The organism is Massilia phyllostachyos, from assembly GCF_021044825.1.
In the GTDB taxonomy this organism is placed as follows: Bacteria; Pseudomonadota; Gammaproteobacteria; order Burkholderiales; family Burkholderiaceae_D; genus Telluria; species Telluria phyllostachyos.
In genome coordinates, this window is the sequence record NZ_JAJNOC010000013.1 from 86154 (window position 1) to 106358 (window position 20205).

Consider the following 20205-nt stretch of genomic DNA (forward strand, 5'->3'; position numbering starts at 1 on the left):
GCGCGCTCCGTTCTTGAATCTTGAATATGCCGGCGCCTCAGGCGCCCAGCAGGACCACCATCTGGGTGATCACGTTGCCGCCGCGCGGGCCGTCGATGCGGGCCGTGATCACGTAGTGGATCTGCGGCACGCCGTTGTACAGCACCGTGTCGGTCTTCATGCTGTCGCCGATCCGGACCGTGTTGCCGAGTTCCGCGGTGTTGGCGGTGGTGCGCACGCAGGCCTGGCCCGGCGCGTTGTTGGGCGCCACCATGCTGCACATCCGGTGGATCACGTAGCGGATGCGGTTGCCCTTGCCGTCGTCGATCTCGCGCGAGCCGTTCCAGAATTCGCTGGCGCGCACGTTGACCTTGGTGTTCATGTTGGCGCGGTAGCCCTGCGCCGTCACGTGGGCGTTCAGCAGCGCCTTGTTGGCGGCGGCGGTCTGGCTCAGCCACTGGAAGCCGGTGTGCAGGCCGAAGTCGGAGGCGCGCGCGAGCTGGGCGTCGTAGGCCAGGTTACTTGCCGTCAGCGTGGTCGAATTGCTGGAGCGGAGCAGGTAGATGCTCGAGACCAGCAGCACCAGCAGCATGATCAGCATGACCGGCAGCGCGATGCCGCGCGCGGGCCGCGCGAATGATGGTTTAAACGGCGTCATGACGAAGTCGGCCTCCAGCCCGCATTGCGCAGCGGGACGATGGTTTCGAACACACGGTAGCGGTAGCAGCGCCAGTCGACCGCGTCGCCGGTGACGGCCACGTCGACCTGCACCGGCGCGGTGTTGCCGTTGTCGGCGCCCAGGGTGGCGAACACGGTCGGGCGCACGGTGGTGGCGGTGCACTGGCCGGTCGCCGGGTTCGGGCGTTCGGGATTCCTGGCGCGCGCCACCACGGCGATGCGCAGCGCGGCGATGCGCTGGTAGTCGCCGGCGCTGCCGGCGGTGCCGTTGTTGTCGGCGTCCAGCATGGTGCTCGACCAGGCGCTCACGCGCAGGCCCTGCTCCGGCGTGAAGGCGGCGCCGGCGCGGGTATCGAGCCCGTACTGGGCCTTGAGCGAGACGATGTTGTCGGCTACGGGCTGCGAGGCTTCGCTGGCGCCGGCCAGGTCGGTGGCGCGCAGGCGCAGGTAGCCGCGCTCGATCGACCAGGTGCGCAGGGCCAGGCTGGCGGCCGGCCCCAGGTTGAAGATGCGGGTCGCCTCGCCCTTGTAGGCGCCGGCCAGCGCGCCGCTGTTGAAGCGGTTGCCGGCGCCGCCGATCATCAGGTACTGAGACGAGGGCGGCGGCGCCAGGGCGTCGAGGTCGTTCGAGACCTGGGCCAGCGAGCAGCGCCCGCCCTTCTTCTCCGGGGCCACAAGGATCGCATCGCCCCTGGCGAAGCCGTAGGGCCGGCGGTCGATGGTCAATTGGGTGCCGCCGATATAGTCCTGCTGCAGGCGGACGATGCCGGTGCCCGTGGGCGAGGTGCCGGCGTACAGGCTAAGGCGGTCCGGCCCGGCGCCGCCATTCTCGATCACGGCGGCGGCCAGCGGGCGGATCGCCACGCCGCCGCGCTGGGCCGGCGCCAGCTGGTAGTCCTCGCTGTCTTCCATGTAGGTGTCGCAGCCGACGATCAGCGGTTCGTTCAGGCCGAAACCGGCGTACTCGGCGTCGCCGCTGATTTGGAACATCGCCAGCATCCCGTTCTGCATCGAGTCCGAGCCGCCCAGCGCGGCGTCCTTGGTCTTCTCGCCGTCGGTCATCAGACGGGTGGCGAAGATCACGGCCAGCAGGCCGATCACGATGCTGACCATCAGCTCGACCAGCGAGAAACCGCCCTGGCGCTGCATGTTCTTCATTGCGACCCCGCCAGGTAGGACACGATGCGGTGGCTGTTGGTCGGCGTGTCGGCCTTGCGCCGCCAGCTGATCGTGATGTCGACGGTGGCCGGCGCCGCGGCGGCCGCGCCCGGCGTGACCGCGACCGCGATCGAGGCGCCGGGAATCTGGCGCACGGTCTCGGCGTGCCAGGCCGCCAGGCGCGCCGGCGGCGCCGCGCCGGCGGCGACCGTGTAGCCGTTCAGGTTGGCGAAATCGGTGTTCATCACGCCGAGCAGCTTGTTGGCGGCGATCGCCGCCTCGACGCGCTGGCCGGCGTCGGCCAGCGCCGAGACCGAGCGCGCCTGCAGGCCGACGGTGCCGATCACGCCGATGGCGAGGATGACGATGGCGAGCAGGGCTTCGAGCAAGGCGATGCCCTGCTGCGCCTTCATGCGGGTAGATACGAGGAAGCGGCGGGTCTTCATTCGGGGCACCTGCGCGAGTCGTTGGGGACGGCGTTCGGTTCGCAGCGGGCGGCGACACCGGCCAGCGTCAGCACCACGCTGGTGGCGCGGAAGCCGTTGCTGCTGCCGGCATTGCTGGCCGGGGTCAGGTCGATCCGCATCATGCGGGTCGAGGCGCGGGTGTCGACCCAGCCCAGCGGGGTGAAATAGACGGCGGTGTCGCCGTCCGGGCCCGGGGTGACCGCCAGGCGGTTGGTGCCGGGCAGCGCATCGGCGCTGCGCACCACCGACTTGAAGCCGGCGCCGGTGTCGAGCGGGGCCTTGACCGCGCTGTTCGCGTCCGACCAGCTGCCGCTGGCGTCGCTGCATGGCGTGTCCTGGCTCGGGAAGCACAGGTCGACCCGCCAGTCGTACTGGCCGCTGACGTCGTTGCGGCTCAGGACCAGGCGGCTGGCGCTGTTGTTGGCCAGGGCCTGGGCACGCGCGAGGGTAAACCCTTCGGCGTAGAAGCCGGCGGCGGCGTTGGCCTTGGTGGCGGCCAGCCAGTCGCTCATGCGCGGGATGCCGACCGCCAGCAGGATGCCGAAGATGGCCAGCGCCACCATCGCCTCCAGCAGGGTGAAACCGGCCGCCCGCGGCCTCAATCGCGGCCTCATTGGGCGCATGTGCCTTCCTTGCGGTCGACCCAGCAGTTGTTGCTGGCGTTCCAGCCGCTCGGCACGCTTGTCGTGGCGCGGTTGCCGTTCTGGTCGATGGTGAAGACGAAGTTGGCGGCGCCGGCGCGGCCGGTGGCGGTCAAGGTGTAGGCGCTGGCGGTGCCGGTGGTCAAGGCGTAGGTGAAGTTCGCCGAGGCCTGCGGCATCAGCTGGAGGCTGGCCGCGTCGAAGCCGGCGTAGCTGCGGGTGTTCGACCAGTGCTGCTCCAGGCGCGGCTGGGCGGCGGCCAGGCCGGTGAAGGCTTCCGACAGGCGGGCGCGCATCATGTAGCCGTTGTAGGACGGCAGGGCGATCGCCGTCAGGATACCGATCACGACCACCGCGATCATGATCTCGATGAGGGTGAAACCTGCCTGGCGCTTGTTCATTTTATCTCCACAGGGAAATGTTTCCATGCGGCATCTTACCGCATGAAGCTTGCATTTCCCTGAGGAAAAGCTGACAGATTCCTGACAAGCGCACAGATTCAAGTGGTGGCCGGGAACCTGACCGTGAAGCGCGCCCCTCGGCCGTCCGGCCCGGTATCCAGCGCGACCGTCGCGCCGTGCAGGGTGGCGATGTCGCGCACGATGGACAGGCCCAGGCCGCTGCCGCTGCTGTGCTGGTCCAAGCGGACGAAGCGCTGGAATACTCGCGCCCGCTTTTCCGGCGCGATGCCGGGCCCCGAATCCTCGACCGCGAACAGCACGCCCTCCTCCACCGTGCGGCAATGGACGGTGACGGCGCCGCCCGCGGGCGTATAGCGCAGCGCATTGTCGACCAGGTTGTCGACCAGGTCGCGCAGCATGTCGCGGTCCCCCGCAAGGGGGCTCGGGGCCAGTTCGAAGCCGAGGTCGATATCCTTGCGCGCCGCCTGCTCGACGAAAGGCTGCACGGCTCCGGCCACCAGCGCCGCCAGGTCGAGCCGCGCCAGGCTGGCGCGTCCCAGGCGGTCCGGCCCAGCGCGCTCGAGCGAGAGCAGCTGGTTGGCCTGGCGGATCATGCGTTCGTTGGCGAGCAGCAGCAGCTCGACCACCTTGCCCGTCTCCGGGTCGTCGCGGTGGCGCGCGGCGATCCATTCGAGCTGCAGGCGCAGGCCCGCCAGCGGCGTGCGCAGCTGGTGCGCGACGTTGGCGCGGAAGTCGTCCTGGGCGCGGCTGCCGGCGGCGATCCGCTCCAGCAGGGCATTGAAGGCGCCGGCCAGCGGCGCCAGCTCGCGCGGCATGCCGGCGTCGTCGAGCGGGGCCAGGTCGCCGCTGCCGCGCGCATCGAGGCGCGCGCGCAGGCGCGCCAGCGGCGCCAGGCCGTTGCCGACCGAGAACCAGACCAGGCCGACCAGGGCCAGGCTGAACAGCACGCCGAGCAGCGCCAGGCCGCGCAGGATGGCCGCGCGCACCTGCTGGCGCTGCACCAGGGTCCGCGCGACGCCGACCTCGACCGGGCCGTCCGGACCGGGAAGCAACAGGGTCGCCGCGCGCACCGGCTCGCCGTGGATGCTGGCGTCGCGCACCGGCCCGCCGCCGGCAAGTAGAGGAAAGGCCGGTTCTCCCGCCACCACCCGGCCGTCGCGCAGGCGCACCACGAACCAGCTGGCGTCCGGCGCGCCGGCGCCCAGCAGGCGCGCGGCCGTGGCCGGGGCCTCGACTCGGACCGCGCCGTCCCCGATGCGCACGCGGGTGGCGAGGCCGGTGGCGGCGTCCAGCAAGCCCTGGTCGAAGGCCAGCTGGGCCGGCGTCCAGGCCAGCAGGTAGGTCAGGCTGGCGGCGAGCAGGTTGAACACCAGGATGGGCAGCACCAGCCACTTGAGCAGGCGCAGGCGGATGCTGGTCATGTCGGTGGGTTCAGCCGGCGGCTTCGAGCAGGTAGCCGAAGCCGCGGATGGTGCGGATCGCGACCCCGGCGCCGTCGAGCTTCAGGCGCAGGCGCGAGACGTAGACCTCGACCGCGTTCAGGGTCAGATCCTCGCCCCAGGGCGCGATGGTGTCGATGATCTGCTGCTTGGAGACGACCCGGCCGGCCTGCTGCAGCAGGTATTCGAGCACCGCCCATTCGCGCGCCGACAGGTCCAGCACCCGCTCGCCCACGCGGGCGCGGCGGGTGGCGCTGTCGAGCAGCAGCTGGCCCAGGCCGAACTGGCTCGGCGGCGTCGCATGGCGCCGCGCCAGCACGCGGATGCGGGCCACCAGTTCGGCGGTGGCGAAGGGTTTGACCAGGTAGTCGTCGGCGCCGGCTTCCAGGCCGCGTACGCGGTCCTCGATGGCGTCGCGCGCGGTAAGCAGCAGCACCGGCAGCTGGCTGCCGCGGGCGCGCAGGCGGCGCAGCACTTCGAAGCCGTCGATGCCGGGCAGGCCGATATCGAGCACCAGCACGGCGGGCGCGCCTGGCGCGGCCCCCTGCAGGCGGGTGTCGGCGGCCAGGCCATCCTGCAGCAATTCGACCTGCATGTCCTGCGCCGTCAGGGCGCGCAGCAGGCCGTCGGCGAGCACGGCATCGTCTTCGACCAGCAGGAGCGGGAGGGGCATGGGCGCATCGTAAAAATCGAAAGACCCATTATGCGCGAATTCGTTGCCGTATCCAAAGAAAACGCATGAACAGAACGTCATCTCTCCAGTAGGACTGGACTGACATAACCCCATGGGACAAGCCTACACAGGGGCAACTCCAAGTCTTATGTTCGACAACGTACTATAGCTTTAATGTACACACATCGCGATGAGGCATAGAAAAACAAGCCGCAGAGATCGCCCCCGATGCACGTTAGAGATAAAGAGGACAACAAATGAACAACACTCAACTTGGTGGTACGCAGAAAGTGCAACACAAGATCCCAGCCACGAGTGAGACTGTGAAATCCGCGTCCCGCCCCGTTGTCAGCTACAGCGGCACCCAACAGAACGAACTGCTGGCCGCCCTGCCCCGCCAGGACCTGGAAAGCCTGTTCGAGCAGCTGGAGCTGGTTCCTCTGCCCTTCGGCAAGGAGTTGTTCGAGTATGGCAGCAAATTGGAACACGTGTATTTCCCGACGACCGCAATCGTGTCGCTGCTGTATGTGATGGAAGACGGCGCCACCACCGAGATCGCGGTGGTCGGCCACGAAGGCGCGGTCGGCGTGTCGCTGTTCATGGGTGAGCGCGCTACCTGCAGCGCCGTGGTCCAGAGCGCCGGCTACGGCTACCGCCTGAAAACCCAGTTCCTGCGTGACGCCTTCAACAAGGGCGGCGCCCTGCCGCAACTGCTGATGCGCTACACCAACGCCCTGTTCGCCCAGATGGCCCAGAACGCCGTCGGCGGCCGCCACAGCTCGATCGAACAGAAACTGTGCCGCTGGCTGCTGGACCGCCTGGACCGTTCGGCCAGCAATGAGCTGAAAGTGACCCAGGAACTGATCTCGATCATGCTGGGCGTGCGCCGCGAAAGCATCACCGCCGCCGCCGGCAAGCTGCAGGACGAAGGCCTGATCCAGTACCGCCGCGGCAATATCACCGTGCTCGACCGTGCAGGCCTGGAAGAGTACGCCGGCGAATGCTACAAGGTCGCCAAGTCGGAATACGACCGCCTGCTGATGGACGTGGCGCGTTAATCGTCAGTCGTTAATCGGCAAGGAGCCGGCTGGTGGCCGGCTTGCCCGCAAGACCATGCGACGCCGTCCCCGGCAATCCCGGTGGCGGCGTTGCCGTTTCCAGGCCTGGCCCGATGCGCGCCGGTGATAGTCCTTCGGCGCCCTCGCCGCCCGGCGCCGCCAGCGGCAGCCAGGCACGTACGCAGGTGCCCACGCCGTTCACGCCGCGGTCGACCATCAGGGTGCCGCCCAGCAGCAATGCGCGTTCGCGCATGCCGAGCAGGCCGTGCGATTTCGACTTCGCCATGGCGTCAAGCGGAATGCCGATGCCGTCGTCCGTGATTTCCAGCTCCCAGCCGTCCGGCTCGCGCGTCAGGTTGACGATCACCGTGCGCGCCTTGGCGTACTTGGCGATATTGTTCAGGGCTTCCTGGGTGATGCGGAACAGCGCGATCGCCTGCATCGGGCCGGCCGCGTCGGCTTCCTGGTCGATCAGGGCGTCGCAATCGAGGGCCGTGACCCGCCCATAATCGGCGCAATAACTCTGGAGGGCGGCCGACAGGCCCATATTGTCGAGCAGGCTCGGGCGCAAATTCTCGATGATGCGGCGTTTCAGCTGGACCGTGTCGACCAGGGTCTTGCGCGCGCGTCCCAGCATTGCCACCAGTTCCGGGTGGCTGCCCTTCAGGCGTTCGCTGACCGAGGTCATGTCCATGCCGATCGCGGTGAGATTCGCCCCCATTTCGTCGTGCAGTTCGCGCGCCAGGCGCGATTTTTCTTCTTCCGAGACCCGGATCAGGTGGCGCGACAGTACCGACAGCTGCTCGGTGCGTTCGGCAACGATGGCTTCCAGGCTGTCGTTGGTCAGCTGCAACGCGCGCTCGGCTTCCAGGCGCAGGCCGAAGCTACGCTGCACCAGGTTGTAGAACAGCAGGATGACGAGGATGGCGGCGGCATTGATGCCGACTCCGGACAGCACGGTGCGGCGCGACTGTTCATAAAACGCCGCCGTGCGCGCGGCCAGCAATTCGTTCTGCTCGCGCGTCATGATCACGACCTGCAGGCGGATCTCGTCCATCTCCCCGCGCGCATCGGCCGCCGCCGAGATCGCGACGATGTCGACCAGGCCACCCTGGCGGTAGACCTCGAGCGCCTGGTGCATCAGCCCGAGCTTTTTTTGGACGAGCGAACGCAGCTGCGCCAGGTTTTTCGTTTGCGAGGGGCTGTCGGCCAGCAGCACGCCCAGCGCCCGCAATTGATTGTCGATCTGCTGCGGCGCTTCACGCAGGGCGCCCAGGTTGACTTCCGCACCGGACAGGAAATAGCCGCGCAGACCGCTTTCGGCATCGGTCACGAGCAGGTTCAAGTACTGGAGTTCGTCGGAGACGCGCGCCGTCTGCGTCTGCAGGGTGTTGGCCGAGCGCAGGTCGTCGAGATTACGGATCAGGAAGATGCCGTTGATGACGAGGATGACCACGCACGCCACGCACAACAAGGTCTTGGAGAGCGGCAATCCGCGCAGCCGCTTGCCGTCGAAGGCGGTGGAAAAGTACATGGGCTTCCTTTCGCGCAACTTATGCCGTCCGGGGCGATTATAGTCGCGTTAGCGAAATGTTGCACCGCCGCGAACGGAAAATGTCACGGTTGGGTTACATGCTGGTCACATCGCTTGCCCGGAAAGAAGCAACAACATGGCGCCGGCGCAGCGCCCGCACAACAGGCATCGAGGGCAGTATGCGCCTGTCGCCACGTCAATACAAGCGGCGATCGAAGGGACGCGGAGAGGACACGGGATGCGCCGCGGCGCGGGGCCGCGGGCGTTTGCGGAACCGCTCAGTCGAGCAGGTTGTTCTTCATGGCGTAGTAGGTCAGGTCGCTGTTCGACTGCAGGCCCATCTTTTCCATGATGCGGGTACGGTAGGTGGACACGGTCTTGATCGACAGCGACAGCGCATTGCCGATGTCGGACACGGTCGCGCCCTTGGCCAGGCGCAGGAAGACCTGGAACTCGCGGTCCGACAGCTCGGTGTGCAGCGCGGTGTTCGGATCGCGGTCGAAGCTCTGCGCCAGCAGTTCACCCACGGTCGAGCTCACGTAGCGGCGGCCCTGGTACACGGTGCGCACCGCCGTTTTCAGCTCGTCGGCTTCGCATTCCTTGTTCAGGTAGCCGTTGGCGCCCATCTTGAACAGGTTGAGCGCGTATTGCTGCGCCGGATAGCCGGACAGGATCAGCACCGGCAGGTTGGGCTGGCCCTGGCGGATGGTGCGCAGGATGTCGATGCCGCTCTGGTCGGGCATCGCGATATCGAGCAGGAGCACGTCGCAGATCTCGCGGCGTGCGATGTCGAGGGCTTCACGCCCGGTGGCGCCTTCGGCGACGACTTCGAAATCGCCCGACGACGAGAAAATCTGCTTGAACCCTGCTCGAACTATTTGGTGATCGTCACAAATGGCAACGCGTATCATTGTCTTCCCTTAAATTTTCCCTGATAGGAAAGTGCCAGGTCCGTCTACACGCCCCGGCTTGCATGCGTTGATGTCAGCATGAACCGCAGGTGACATTCTAACACTACGGCGCGGCGCATCAAGGCGCACACTTGCTGAGTTTTCATGGCAGGCGGTATGGGCGCCGGGCGGCGGACAAGGCGGCGCATGACGGACCGGCACGGCGGATGGCGTGAAGGCGCAGGCGCTTCGGAAATTCCCGCTATGCCGCGCTCGCGCCCTGCCGCAGCAGCGCCAGGATGTCGAGCAGCTCGGCCCGCACCAGCGCGACGTCGACCTGCGGCTCGGCCGGCTCGGGCCGCGCCAGGATCGGTGCGATGTCATCGGGCGTCACGATCTCGTGGCCGCGGCCGTCGAGGCGGTTGCGCGCGCCGCTGATGGTGAAGCCCTGCTCGTACAGGAGTTCGCGGATGCGCCGCACCAGCAGCACTTCGTGGTGCTGGTAATAGCGGCGGTTGCCGCGGCGCTTGACCGGCTTGAGCTGGGTGAACTCCTGTTCCCAGTAACGCAGCACGTGCGGCTTCACGCCGCACAGCTCGCTCACTTCGCCGATGGTGAAGTAGCGCTTGGCCGGGATCGGCGGCAGCACGGCCGCCTCAGCTTTGTTCGGTCGTTCAGTCATTTAAGCTAGCATTCACGCAGCCCGTGCCAGCGAGTTCCCAGGTGGATTGGTTTCCTCAACCATTCCCTTGAGCTTCTGGCTGGCATGGAAAGTCACGACGCGGCGCGCCGTGATGGGGATTTCTTCCCCGGTTTTCGGATTGCGACCCGGCCGCTGCGGCTTGTCGCGCAACTGGAAGTTGCCGAAGCCCGACAGCTTGACCGCTTCGCCACGTTCGAGCGCGTTGCGGATCTCGTCGAAGAAGGTTTCGACCATGTCCTTGGCTTCGCGCTTGTTCAGGCCGACCTGCTCGAACAGCAGCTCGGCCAGCTCGGCCTTGGTCAGGGTCGGCAGTTCCTGTTCTGCTTCCTTCCGCACCCGCGCGACTTGCATCGCGCGATGCAGATCGGCCGCCAGCGCTTCCTGGAACACGGCCGAGTCAACGTCGTTGTTATTAATTTTGAAGCCCTACCTTCAAGTAAAACGATGTTTTGGAACGCGACACTTTCGTATCGCTATGCACGCAGCTTGGCGCCGACTTTTTGTTCCGCGGCAGTGGCGATCGCAGCCATGATGGCGTCGACCACTTCGTCCTGCAGCGTCGATTGAGTATCTTGCAAGCTAAAGCGGAAAGCAAGGCTTTTTTCATCCGTCTCCAGCCCTTTGCCGCGATATTCATCAAACAAAACAACGGCTTGCACGATCTTTCCTGCAGGATTCGAGGCAATTTCAGCGTGGAAGGTGTCCAGGACATCTTGTGCTGCGACACCCTGCTTCACCACCAGCGCCAGGTCGCGCGTGGCGCCCGGGAACTTCGAGATCTCGGCATAGCTCGGCACCGCGCGCAGGCGCAGGGCCTCGGCGTCGACTTCGAACAGTACCGGCGCCTGCGGCAGGTCGTACTTCTGCAGCCAGCGCGGGTGCAGTTCGCCGATGAAGCCGATGCGCTTGCCATCGAGCTCGACGAAGGCGCTGCGGCCCGGGTGCAGGGCCGGATGCTCGCCCTTCACGAAGCGCAGTGCCGCTGGAGCGAACAGCGCTTCCAGGTCGGCCTTGACGTCGAAGAAGTCGACGGTGCGGGTCTTCTCGCCCCACTGCTCGTCCAGGGCCGGGCCGTAGGCGATCGCCGCGACGCGCTTCGGCTGGTCGAAGCCGGCGATGGCCAGCGGACCGTCCTGGGCGTCCGGGTTACGGTGGAACACGGCGCCGATCTCGAACACGCGCACGCGGCCGGCCTTGCGGTTGACGTTGTAACGCACGTTGGCGAGCAGGCTGCCGACCAGGTTCGAACGCATCACGCTGAGCTGGCTGGCGATCGGGTTCTGCAGGCGGATCGGGGCGTCGTTGCCGGCGAAGTCCTGTTCCCAGACGGCTTCCACGAAGCTCATGTTCACCACTTCCTGGTAGCCGATGTCGGCCAGCTGGTGGCGGATCGCGAACAGCGAGCGGGTGTTTTCCGGCTCGATCAGCATGGCGCTCGGGGCGACCGGCGGGTTCGCCGGAATGTTCTCGAAGCCATAGACGCGCGCGACTTCCTCGATCAGGTCTTCCTCGATCTCGATGTCGAAGCGGTAGGACGGCGAGGTCACGTGGAACACGCCATCCTGGTGCGTGAACGGCAGTTGCAGGCGCGTGAAGATGTCGGCCACCACGGCGTCGGTCAGCGGCACGCCGATGACCTTCGCGGCGCGCGCGGTGCGCATGGCGACCGGCTGCGGCTGCGGCAGGTTGACGGACTGGTCGTCGACCGGGCCGACTTTGGTCTCCGGCGTACCGCAGATCTCGACGATCAAGGCGGTGATACGCTCGATGTGCTCGACCGTGGTCGCATAGTCGACGCCGCGCTCGAAGCGGTGCGCCGCGTCGGTCGAGAAGTTGTACTTGCGTGCGCGGCCCTGGATCGCATTCGGCCACCAGAAGGCGGCTTCCAGGTAGATGTCGGTGGTATCCAGCGTGACGGCGGTGGAATCGCCGCCCATGATGCCGGCCAGCGATTCGATCTCTTTATCGTCGGCGATCACGCCGACCCACTCGTCGACCTCGATCGTGTTGCCGTTCAGGAGCTTGAGGGTCTCGCCCTTCTTGCCCCAGCGGATATCGAGGCCGCCGTGGATCTTGGCCAGGTCGAAGACGTGGGAAGGACGGCCGACTTCGAGCATCACGTAGTTCGAGATGTCGACCAGGGCCGACACGGAGCGCTGGCCGCTGCGCTCGAGGCGGCGCACCATCCAGTCCGGGGTCGCGGCGCGCGCGTTCAGGCCGCGGATGACGCGGCCCGAGAAACGGCCGCACAGGTCCGGCGCCGAAATTTTCGCCGGCAGGACTTCGTCCGTGGTGACCGGGACCAGGCGCGTGGTCGGCACGTGCAGCGGGGTGCCGGTCAGGGCCGACACTTCGCGGGCGACGCCCAGCACCGACAGGCAGTCCGCCTTGTTCGGGGTCAGCTTGATGGTGAACTTCAGGTCGTTCAGGCCCAGGTAGTCGCGGATGTTCGTGCCGACCGGCGCATCGGCCGGCAGCTCCATCAGGCCGCTGCTCTCTTCCGAGATCTTGAGTTCCTTGGCCGAGCACATCATGCCCTGCGACTCGACGCCGCGCAGCTTGCCGACCTTGATCTCGAAGGGCTTGCCGTCGGCGCCCGGGGGCAGCACGGCGCCGGCCTGGGCGCAGATCGCCTTCATCCCGGCGCGCACATTCGGCGCGCCGCAGACGATGTTCAGCAGGGTGCCGGTGCCCACGTCCACCTGGCAGACGTTGAGGCGGTCGGCGTTCGGGTGCTTGGCCACTTCCTTGACTTCGGCGACGACCACGTTCGAGAACGGCGGCGCCACGGCTTCGACTTCCTCGACTTCGAGGCCGGACATGGTGAGCAGGTGCGAGAGTTCATCCGAAGTCATCTTCGGATCGACCATGGAACGGAGCCAGTTTTCAGAGAATTGCATATTCTGTTGTCCTTCTTCTTGCCGCGAGGTTTAGTTGAACTGCTTCAGGAAACGCAGGTCGCCTTCATAGAAGAGACGCAGGTCGTTGATCCCGTAACGCAGCATGGTCAGGCGCTCGAGGCCGGAGCCGAACGCGAAACCGATGAACTTTTCCGGATCCAGGCCGAAGTTGCGCACGACGGTCGGGTGCACCTGGCCGGCGCCCGACACTTCCAGCCAGCGGCCCTTCAGCGGACCCGAGCCGAAGGCGATGTCGATCTCGGCCGACGGTTCGGTGAACGGGAAATACGATGGCCGGAACCTGACTTGCAGGTCGTCGGTCTCGAAGAAGGCCTTGACGAAGTTCAGGTAGACGCCCTTCAGGTCGGCGAAGCTGATGTCCTCGCCGATCCACAGGCCTTCGACCTGGTGGAACATCGGCGAGTGGGTGGCGTCGCTGTCGACGCGGTAGGTGCGGCCGGGCGCGATCACCTTGATCGGCGGCGTGTGGGTGCGCGCGTAGCGCACCTGCATCGGGCTGGTATGGGTGCGCAGCAGCAGCGGCTTCCCTAGGCTGTCATTGCCTTCGATATAGAAGGTATCCTGCATCGAACGGGCCGGGTGGTTTTCCGGGCTGTTCAGTGCGGTGAAGTTGGTCCAGTCGGTTTCGATCTCGGGGCCGTCGGCCACGTCGAAGCCGATCGAGCGGAAGATCTGTTCCACGCGCTCCCAGGTGCGCATCACCGGGTGGATGCCGCCCTTGGCGCGGCCGCGGCCCGGCAGGGTCACGTCGATCGACTCGGCATTCAGGCGCGCTTCCAGTTGGGCGTTCGCAAGGGCGTCGCGGCGGGCGGTCAAGGCCTGTTCGATTTTTTCTTTGGCGGCGTTGATCAGGGCGCCCTGGGCCTTGCGCTGTTCGGGGTCGAGCTTGCCCAGGCCCTTCATCAGGTCGGTGACTTGCCCGGTCTTGCCCAGGTATTTGGCTTTGGCGTTTTCGAGCGCGGCCGCATCCGGTGCGGCGGCGAAATCAGCCTGGGCTGACGTGACGAGATCTTCCAGCGATTGCATCTTGTTCTTTTCCTGTTTGTAGGTGGCAGGAGCCACAATCAAAAACGGGGCACAGGTAATTAACCGTGCCCCGCTCTTTTCGCCTTCCCGTTGCCGGGAAAGCTGGTCTTGCTAGCTAACTGACTGCATTAGGCAGCCAGCTTGGCCTTGGCGGCGGTGACAATCGCGGCGAATGCCGGCTTGTCGTGCACTGCCATGTCGGCCAGGACTTTACGGTCCAGTTCAATTCCGGACTTCTTCAGGCCGTTCATGAAGGCGCTGTAGGTCATGCCGTGCGAACGCGAAGCCGCGTTGATACGGGTGATCCACAGTGCGCGGAAGACGCGCTTCTTGTTACGACGGTCGCGGTAGGCGTACTGGCCAGCGCGCATGACTGCTTGCTTGGCAATACGGAATACCTTGCTGCGACGGCCGCGGTAGCCTTTGGCAAGTTCAAGGACTTTCTTGTGACGGGCACGTGCAGTAACCCCACGTTTTACTCGAGGCATATTAGCTCCCTTTGTAGATGATTAGTGAGATTAAGCGGAAGGCATCATGCGGTAGACGCTGGTCACGTCCGACGCATTGATGTTACGGGTGCCGCGCAGTTGACGCTTGTTTTTGGTGGTCTTCTTGGTCAGGATGTGACGCTTGAACGCCATACCCGACTTGACGGTACCACCCGGACGCACGCGAAAACGCTTCTTCGCGGAGCTTTTGGTTTTCATTTTTGGCATAGTATTCTGCCCTTCTACAGGCAGCCTCTATACGACAGGATTGCAGGTGGCGGCAACGCCGCTCTTGGATGCCTGCTTTCACTTGTCTTGCAGCCGACGTCACTACCTGCCGACTACAACCTGCTCGTTAAAAACAGGAACCGCAGATGATAGCACAGGTTTGGTGGGAAATGTTGGGGCAGGCCCTTGGTTTTCGCCCTGGCGCGACAAGAACCCGCAACGCCACCTTTCACTACGTGGGCCCGCACGTCATCCCGGCGAAGGCCGGGATCCAATTTCCCTCGCCCGCCGCTCATGCGTGCGTTCTCACTGATCGTGGAAAATCGGGTTCCCGCCTGCGCGGGAAGCCGTAGGCGCCAGTGGCGCGTACGACGTGCGGAAGTCGCGGGCCGACCGCGGCGTATCGATTTGCATGCAAACTTGGGTTCCGGCCTGCGCCGGAACGACGGGAGTGGATACTCAGCGTGCAAATCCAACGCACACCTCAACACCCGCCGCACAAACGAACACAGGCCGGGCCCGGAACCAGCATGCGCTGGCGCCGGACCCGGCCCATTCATCTGACGGCGCGAAGAAATTACTTCTTCTTCTTCGGCGCGACCACCATGATCATCTGGCGACCCTCGAGCTTCGGGAACTGCTCGACCTGGCCGAATTCCTCCAGGTCGCCGCGCAGGCGTTCGAGCATGCGCATGCCGATGTCCTGGTGCGCCATTTCGCGGCCCCGGAAGCGCAGCGTGATCTTGGTCTTGTCGCCGTCTTCCAGGAACTTGATGAGGTTGCGCAGCTTGATGCTGTAGTCGCCTTCATCGGTGCCCGGACGGAACTTGACTTCCTTGACCTGGATGATCTTCTGCTTCAGCTTGGCTTCGTGCGCCTTCTTCTGCTCCGAGTACTTGAACTTGCCGTAGTCCATCAGGCGGCAGACCGGCGGGCTCGCGTTCGGCGCGATCTCGACCAGGTCGACGTTCTTTTCCTCGGCCAGGCGGAACGCCTCCGCCAGGCTCACGATGCCCAGCGGTTCGTTTTCCACACCGTTCAGGCGCATTTCGGGATAGGTGATCTCGCCGTTGATGCGATGCTGTTTGTCAGTAGCTATTTTGTTTCCTTTGAAAGTATGTAATTTGGCCGTGGATCATTTTACCTTGGCGGCGACTTCGCTCACCAGGCGCTCCACCAGCGCGTCGACCGGCATCACGCCGAGGTCGACATTGCCGCGGGCACGCACGGCCACCGTATTCGCTTCACGTTCCTTGTCGCCAACAACGAGAATGTAAGGCAGCTTTTGGACGGAATGTTCACGAATTTTATAAGTAATCTTCTCGTTCCGCAAATCAGCGTGAACGCGCAGGCCGGCCGCGCGCAGCTTGGCCTCCACCTGCTTCACATAATCTGCTTGCGCATCCGAAATATTCAAGACCGCGACCTGCACCGGCGCCAGCCACAGCGGCAGCGCGCCGGCGTAGTTCTCGATCAGGATGCCGATGAAGCGTTCCATCGAGCCGACGATCGCACGGTGGAGCATCACCGGCACCTTGCGGGTGTTGTCTTCCGCGACATATTCCGCGCCGAGACGGCCCGGCATCGAGAAGTCGACCTGCATGGTGCCGACCTGCCATGGACGGCCCAGGCTATCCTTCAGGTGGTACTCGATCTTGGGACCGTAGAAGGCGCCCTCGCCCGGCAGCTCGGTCCACTCCACGCCGCAGGCGCGCAGGGCGGAACGCAGCGCGTCCTCGGCCTCGTCCCACACCTCGTCGGTGCCGATGCGGTTGCTTGGCCTCAGCGCCAGCTTGACGTCGATGTTGTTGAAGCCGAAATCGTCGTACACCTGCATCGCCTGGGCGTGGAAGGCGGTCACTTCCGCTTCGATCTGCTCTTCGGTGCAGAAGATGTGGCCGTCATCCTGGGTAAAGCCGCGCACGCGCATGATGCCGTGCAGCGCGCCCGAGGATTCGTTGCGGTGGCACTGGCCGAACTCGCCGTAGCGCAGCGGCAGGTCGCGGTAGCTCTTCATGCCCGAGTTATAGATCTGCACGTGGCCCGGGCAGTTCATCGGCTTGAGCGCGTACGAGCGATTCTCGGAATCGGTCGTGAACATGTTTTCACGATAGTTGTCCCAGTGACCGGTCTTCTGCCACAGGGTGACGTCCAGGATCTGCGGCGCCTTGACTTCGTCGTAGCCGTTCACCTGGTACTTCTTGCGCATGTATTGCTCGACCTGCTGCCAGATGGTCCAGCCCTTCGGGTGCCAGAAGATCAGGCCAGGGGCTTCGTCCTGGAAATGGAACAGGTCCAGTTGCTTGCCGATCTTGCGGTGGTCGCGCTTTTCCGCCTCTTCCAGCACGTGCAGGTACTGCTCCTGGTCCTCTTTCTTGGCCCAGGCGGTGCCGTAGACGCGCTGCAGCATCTCGTTCTTCGAGTCGCCGCGCCAGTAGGCGCCGGCCAGCTTCATCAGCTTGAACACCTTCAGCTTGCCGGTCGACGGCACGTGCGGACCGCGGCACAGGTCGGTGAAACCGCCCTGCTCGTACAGCGACACGTCCTCGCCCGCCGGGATCGAGGCGATGATCTCGGCTTTATAGGCTTCGCCGATCGACTTGAAGTATTCCACCGCCTCGTCGCGCGGCAGCACCTTGCGGGTGACCTTTTCGTCCTTCTTTGCCAGCTCGGCCATCTTCTTTTCGATCGCGGTCAAGTCTTCCGGGGTGAACGGACGCTTGTACGAGAAGTCATAGTAGAAGCCGTTCTCGATCACCGGGCCGATGGTGACCTGGGCTTCCGGGAACAGTTCCTTGACGGCGTGCGCCAGCAAGTGGGCGGTCGAGTGGCGGATCACGTCCAGGCCATCCGCATCGCGGTCGGTGACGATCGCCAGGTCGGCGTCGGATTCGATCAGGAAGGAGGTGTCGACCACCTTGCCGTCCACCTTGCCGGCCAGCGCGGCCTTGGCCAGGCTCGGCGCGATGCTCTGGGCCACCTGGGCGACGGTGACCGGTCCTTCGAATTGACGGCTGGAGCCATCCGGAAGTCGTACGTTCAACATGCTGATCTCCATTCGGCGCCAGGGCGCCCGCTAAAATTAATAAATTTGAAACTGAAAAATTCGAGACGAAAAAAAACGCGCACCAGGCGCGTTTGATTTCAGTGTGTCGAGCAAAAGAACACCATACCGCGTCTAGCGATTCCCCCACAACCTAGTCGTAGTTCGCGGTGTCATAACCGTCGGTGCCTTTCTCGCTCTTACTGTGTACTGCTGTGTATTCTGGTGGGCGGTGCAGAATTCGAATCTGCGACCCCTTGGATGTCGACCAAGTATTCTAACCAGCTGAACTAACCGCCCGATGCAGGCATTATAAGGAGCGCACGCTGCATAAGCAAGGCTTGTCCTGGAAAAAGTTTCCTGGCGAGCTTGCCAGGGTACGTAGCCGATCCTTGATTTACACTATCGGGATGTCAACCCAACCCTCCACCGAACACCTGCACGCCCATCTCGACGGCGATGCGCGCCATGCCCACACCATCGAAGGCCGCAGCCAGATGGCGCTCGGCGTCGCACTCGGCATGACCCTGCTGTTCGCCGTCATCGAGGTCGTCACCGGCTTCATCTCGAATTCGCTGGCCCTGATTTCCGACGCCGGCCACATGGTGACCGATGCCGCCGCCCTCGGCCTGGCCCTGATGGCGCAGGCCATCGCCAGCCGCCCGCCCTCGCACCGCCACTCCTTCGGCTTCGTGCGCGCGGAGGCGCTGGCCGCTTTCGTCAACAGCCTGGCCATGCTGGCCCTGGTCGCCTGGATCATGTGGGAAGCCGCGCAGCGCCTGCTGCATCCGGAACACGTGCAGGGCGGCGTGGTGCTGGTGGTGGCCGTGACCGGCGCCTGCATCAACCTGCTGGTGGCCTGGGTGCTGTCGCGCGACAACGCCAGCATCAATACCCGCGCGGCGCTGGTGAACGTGATGGGCGACCTGCTCGGCTCGCTGGCGGCGATCGCTTCGGGCGCCATCATCTATTTCACCGGCTGGGTGCGGGTCGACCCGATCCTGTCGATCTTCGTCGCCCTCCTGATCCTGCGCTCCACCAGCGGCATCCTGCGCGAGTCCTACCATTTCCTGATGGAGGGCGTCCCGCACGACATCGACTACCTGGAGGTGGGGGCCAGCCTGAAGGCGGTCGACGGCGTGCTCGACGTGCACGACCTCCACGTCTGGGACATGTCGCCCGGCCACCCGGCCCTGATCGGCCACCTCGAGATCGCCAGCCTGGAGCGCTGGCCGGCGGTGCTGGCCGACGTGCGCGCCATGCTGCGCGAACGGCACGGGATCGACCACGTGACCCTGCAGCCGGAAGCCGCCGGCGGCAAGTCGCTGTAAGCGGCGTCTTACCCGCCCTGTGCCCGCACGCCGATAGCGACCCTGCCGCCGCGCTGCGCATAATGCGCTCATGGATTGCGAACGCACTGTCTTCGACACCCTCATCATCGGCGGCGGGCCGGCCGGCCTCACCGCCGGGGTCTACCTGCGCCGCTTCACCCGCCACGTCGCCCTGGTCGACAAGGGCAACAGCCGCCTGTCCTGGATCCCCGTCTCGCACAACTATCCGGGCTTTCCCGACGGGGTGAACGGCATGGAGCTGCTGGAAAACCTGCGCGCCCAGCTCGCCAACTACGGCGGCAGCGTGATGCCGGGCGAGATCCTCGACCTGCGCCTGGAAGACGGCCTGTTCGTGGGCGACTACGCACCTGGTGACGGCGGCGAGCCCTGCCAGATCCGCGCCCACACCGTGCTGCTGGCCACCGGCGTCGCCGACAAGGGCATGCCGGTCGAGCGCTGGGACGAGGCGGTGCACGCCGGCGCCGTGCGCCTGTGCCCGGTCTGCGACGGCTGGGACGTGATCGACCAGCGCATCGGCGTCGTCACCTCCGAGATCAACCCGGTCGGGCACGCCCTGTTCATGCGCACCTTCAGCGCCGACGTGCTGCTGTTCGAGCGCGGGCCGGTCTCGACGCTCAACGACGAGGAACGCCAGCAGCTGGCCGCCGCCCAGGTGACGCTGGTGCAATCGCCCCTGGTCGGCGTCACCATGAGCCAGGACATGAAGCCGATCCTGCACACCAAGAATGGCGAGGACTACCACTGTGACGTGTTCTACCCGATGCTGGGCGAGAACGCGCGCTCGGAGCTCGCCAGCGGGCTCGGGGCCGAAACGGTCGAATGCCGCAAGCTGCTGGTGGACGACCATTGCCGAACGGGGGTGCCCGGCCTGTTCGCGATCGGCGACGTCACGCGCGGCCTGAACCAGATCGCGGTCGCCACCGGCCAGGCCGCACTGGCGGCCACCACCATCCACAACACCCTGCCCTGGACGCTGCGCACCGCGAAGGACGCGGCGGCGGCCAGCTAGGGATGCGGCGCGCGCAAGGCATCCGCACGGTCGCGCTGCTGGAGGCGGCGAAGGGCGTGGTGGTTCTGCTGACCGGCTTCGGCCTGTTCGCGCTGCTGCACCGGAACGTGCAGGTCTTTGCCGAAGAGCTGGTGCGGCACAGCCACCTCAACCCGGCCGCGCACATGCCGCGCGTCTTCATCGACTACGCCGGCCACCTGGACGACGCCGGCCTGATGCAGCTCGCCTTTGCCGCCATCGCCTACTCAAGCGTGCGCCTGGTCGAGGCCTACGGCCTGTGGTTCGAGCGCGCCTGGGGCGAGGGCGTGGCGGCTTTCAGCGGCGCCATCTACCTGCCGTTCGAACTGCGCGAACTGTTTATCAAACCCGGCCTGCTCACCTTCTGCCTGCTGCTTATCAACCTGGCCATCGTGCTGTTCATGATCGACAGCCTGCGCCGGCGCCGGTCCGCGCCGCCGCCGCGCTGAAAGTATATGATCGACGACACGGCCCCATT

The 20205-nt window shown here is 65.4% G+C and carries 21 protein-coding genes and 1 tRNA gene; 4 read left to right on the forward strand and 18 right to left on the reverse strand.

Features of this window, described 5'->3' with window-relative positions; translation table 11 throughout:
- Positions 1 to 37 precede the first annotated feature (37 nt).
- The 7 genes from LQ564_RS24565 to LQ564_RS24595 form a co-directional block, all read right to left on the reverse strand.
- Positions 38 to 637, reverse strand: coding sequence for a hypothetical protein (locus tag LQ564_RS24565; protein WP_231060753.1), 600 nt, complete (start codon positions 635 to 637; stop codon positions 38 to 40).
- On the reverse strand, positions 634 to 1815 hold the full coding sequence (locus tag LQ564_RS24570; protein WP_231060754.1) for a PilW family protein: 1182 nt from the start codon (positions 1813 to 1815) through the stop codon (positions 634 to 636). Before LQ564_RS24570 ends, LQ564_RS24565 begins: the two co-directional genes overlap by 4 nt.
- Positions 1812 to 2261: a type IV pilus modification PilV family protein gene (locus LQ564_RS24575; RefSeq protein ID WP_231060755.1), complete on the reverse strand. Its 450-nt coding sequence runs from the start codon at positions 2259 to 2261 to the stop codon at positions 1812 to 1814. Before LQ564_RS24575 ends, LQ564_RS24570 begins: the two co-directional genes overlap by 4 nt.
- Complete coding sequence (locus tag LQ564_RS24580) at positions 2258 to 2905, reverse strand: pilus assembly FimT family protein (protein WP_231060756.1); 648 nt, start codon at positions 2903 to 2905, stop codon at positions 2258 to 2260. The genes LQ564_RS24575 and LQ564_RS24580 overlap by 4 nt, the downstream gene beginning before the upstream one ends.
- Entirely contained in the window at positions 2893 to 3324 is a 432-nt protein-coding gene (locus tag LQ564_RS24585) for a type IV pilin protein (RefSeq protein WP_231060757.1), read from the reverse strand. Before LQ564_RS24585 ends, LQ564_RS24580 begins: the two co-directional genes overlap by 13 nt.
- Positions 3325 to 3422: 98 nt before the next feature.
- Positions 3423 to 4766 (reverse strand): sensor histidine kinase, encoded by a 1344-nt coding sequence (locus LQ564_RS24590; RefSeq protein ID WP_231060758.1) that lies wholly within the window; start codon positions 4764 to 4766, stop codon positions 3423 to 3425.
- 10 nt (positions 4767 to 4776) lie between these two features.
- On the reverse strand, positions 4777 to 5457 hold the full coding sequence (locus tag LQ564_RS24595; RefSeq protein ID WP_231060759.1) for a response regulator transcription factor: 681 nt from the start codon (positions 5455 to 5457) through the stop codon (positions 4777 to 4779).
- 257 nt (positions 5458 to 5714) lie between these two features.
- Here LQ564_RS24595 and LQ564_RS24600 point away from each other — a divergent pair, with 257 nt between their 5' ends.
- Entirely contained in the window at positions 5715 to 6515 is an 801-nt protein-coding gene (locus LQ564_RS24600) for a Crp/Fnr family transcriptional regulator (protein WP_231060760.1), read from the forward strand.
- Between the two features lie 10 nt (positions 6516 to 6525).
- Here the strand turns inward: LQ564_RS24600 and LQ564_RS24605 are convergent, their stop codons facing one another.
- From LQ564_RS24605 to LQ564_RS24655, 11 genes are all read right to left on the reverse strand, one after another.
- Entirely contained in the window at positions 6526 to 8049 is a 1524-nt protein-coding gene (locus LQ564_RS24605) for a sensor histidine kinase (protein WP_231060761.1), read from the reverse strand.
- Between the two features lie 278 nt (positions 8050 to 8327).
- The gene (locus LQ564_RS24610; protein ID WP_005667428.1) at positions 8328 to 8960 is read right to left on the reverse strand and encodes a response regulator; all 633 of its coding nucleotides are present in this window, start codon (positions 8958 to 8960) and stop codon (positions 8328 to 8330) included.
- Positions 8961 to 9201: 241 nt separating this feature from the next.
- On the reverse strand, positions 9202 to 9621 hold the full coding sequence (locus tag LQ564_RS24615; protein ID WP_231060762.1) for a MerR family transcriptional regulator: 420 nt from the start codon (positions 9619 to 9621) through the stop codon (positions 9202 to 9204).
- Positions 9622 to 9633: 12 nt separating this feature from the next.
- Positions 9634 to 9993, reverse strand: a complete 360-nt coding sequence (locus tag LQ564_RS24620) for an integration host factor subunit alpha (protein WP_231060795.1) — start codon at positions 9991 to 9993, stop codon at positions 9634 to 9636.
- Positions 9994 to 10115: 122 nt separating this feature from the next.
- Positions 10116 to 12542 (reverse strand): phenylalanine--tRNA ligase subunit beta, encoded by a 2427-nt coding sequence (gene pheT / locus LQ564_RS24625; protein WP_231060763.1) that lies wholly within the window; start codon positions 12540 to 12542, stop codon positions 10116 to 10118.
- A gap of 30 nt (positions 12543 to 12572) precedes the next feature.
- Positions 12573 to 13589, reverse strand: coding sequence for a phenylalanine--tRNA ligase subunit alpha (pheS, locus tag LQ564_RS24630; protein WP_231060764.1), 1017 nt, complete (start codon positions 13587 to 13589; stop codon positions 12573 to 12575).
- 128 nt (positions 13590 to 13717) lie between these two features.
- A complete protein-coding gene (gene rplT / locus LQ564_RS24635; protein WP_027865360.1) occupies positions 13718 to 14077 on the reverse strand; it encodes a 50S ribosomal protein L20 in 360 nt (119 codons plus the stop codon).
- 30 nt (positions 14078 to 14107) lie between these two features.
- Entirely contained in the window at positions 14108 to 14305 is a 198-nt protein-coding gene (rpmI, locus tag LQ564_RS24640) for a 50S ribosomal protein L35 (RefSeq protein WP_026354218.1), read from the reverse strand.
- Positions 14306 to 14882: 577 nt separating this feature from the next.
- Positions 14883 to 15404, reverse strand: a complete 522-nt coding sequence (gene infC / locus LQ564_RS24645; RefSeq protein ID WP_081897428.1) for a translation initiation factor IF-3 — start codon at positions 15402 to 15404, stop codon at positions 14883 to 14885.
- Positions 15405 to 15440: 36 nt separating this feature from the next.
- On the reverse strand, positions 15441 to 17351 hold the full coding sequence (thrS, locus tag LQ564_RS24650) for a threonine--tRNA ligase (protein WP_231060765.1): 1911 nt from the start codon (positions 17349 to 17351) through the stop codon (positions 15441 to 15443).
- Positions 17352 to 17571: 220 nt separating this feature from the next.
- Positions 17572 to 17648: transfer RNA gene (locus LQ564_RS24655), tRNA-Val, on the reverse strand.
- A gap of 110 nt (positions 17649 to 17758) precedes the next feature.
- Between LQ564_RS24655 and LQ564_RS24660 the strand changes: the two genes are divergently transcribed.
- From LQ564_RS24660 to LQ564_RS24670, 3 genes are all read left to right on the forward strand, one after another.
- Positions 17759 to 18679, forward strand: coding sequence for a cation diffusion facilitator family transporter (locus tag LQ564_RS24660; RefSeq protein WP_231060766.1), 921 nt, complete (start codon positions 17759 to 17761; stop codon positions 18677 to 18679).
- 70 nt (positions 18680 to 18749) lie between these two features.
- Entirely contained in the window at positions 18750 to 19709 is a 960-nt protein-coding gene (locus tag LQ564_RS24665; protein ID WP_231060767.1) for an NAD(P)/FAD-dependent oxidoreductase, read from the forward strand.
- 2 nt (positions 19710 to 19711) lie between these two features.
- Entirely contained in the window at positions 19712 to 20176 is a 465-nt protein-coding gene (locus LQ564_RS24670) for a DUF2127 domain-containing protein (RefSeq protein WP_231060768.1), read from the forward strand.
- Positions 20177 to 20205: the final 29 nt, after the last annotated feature.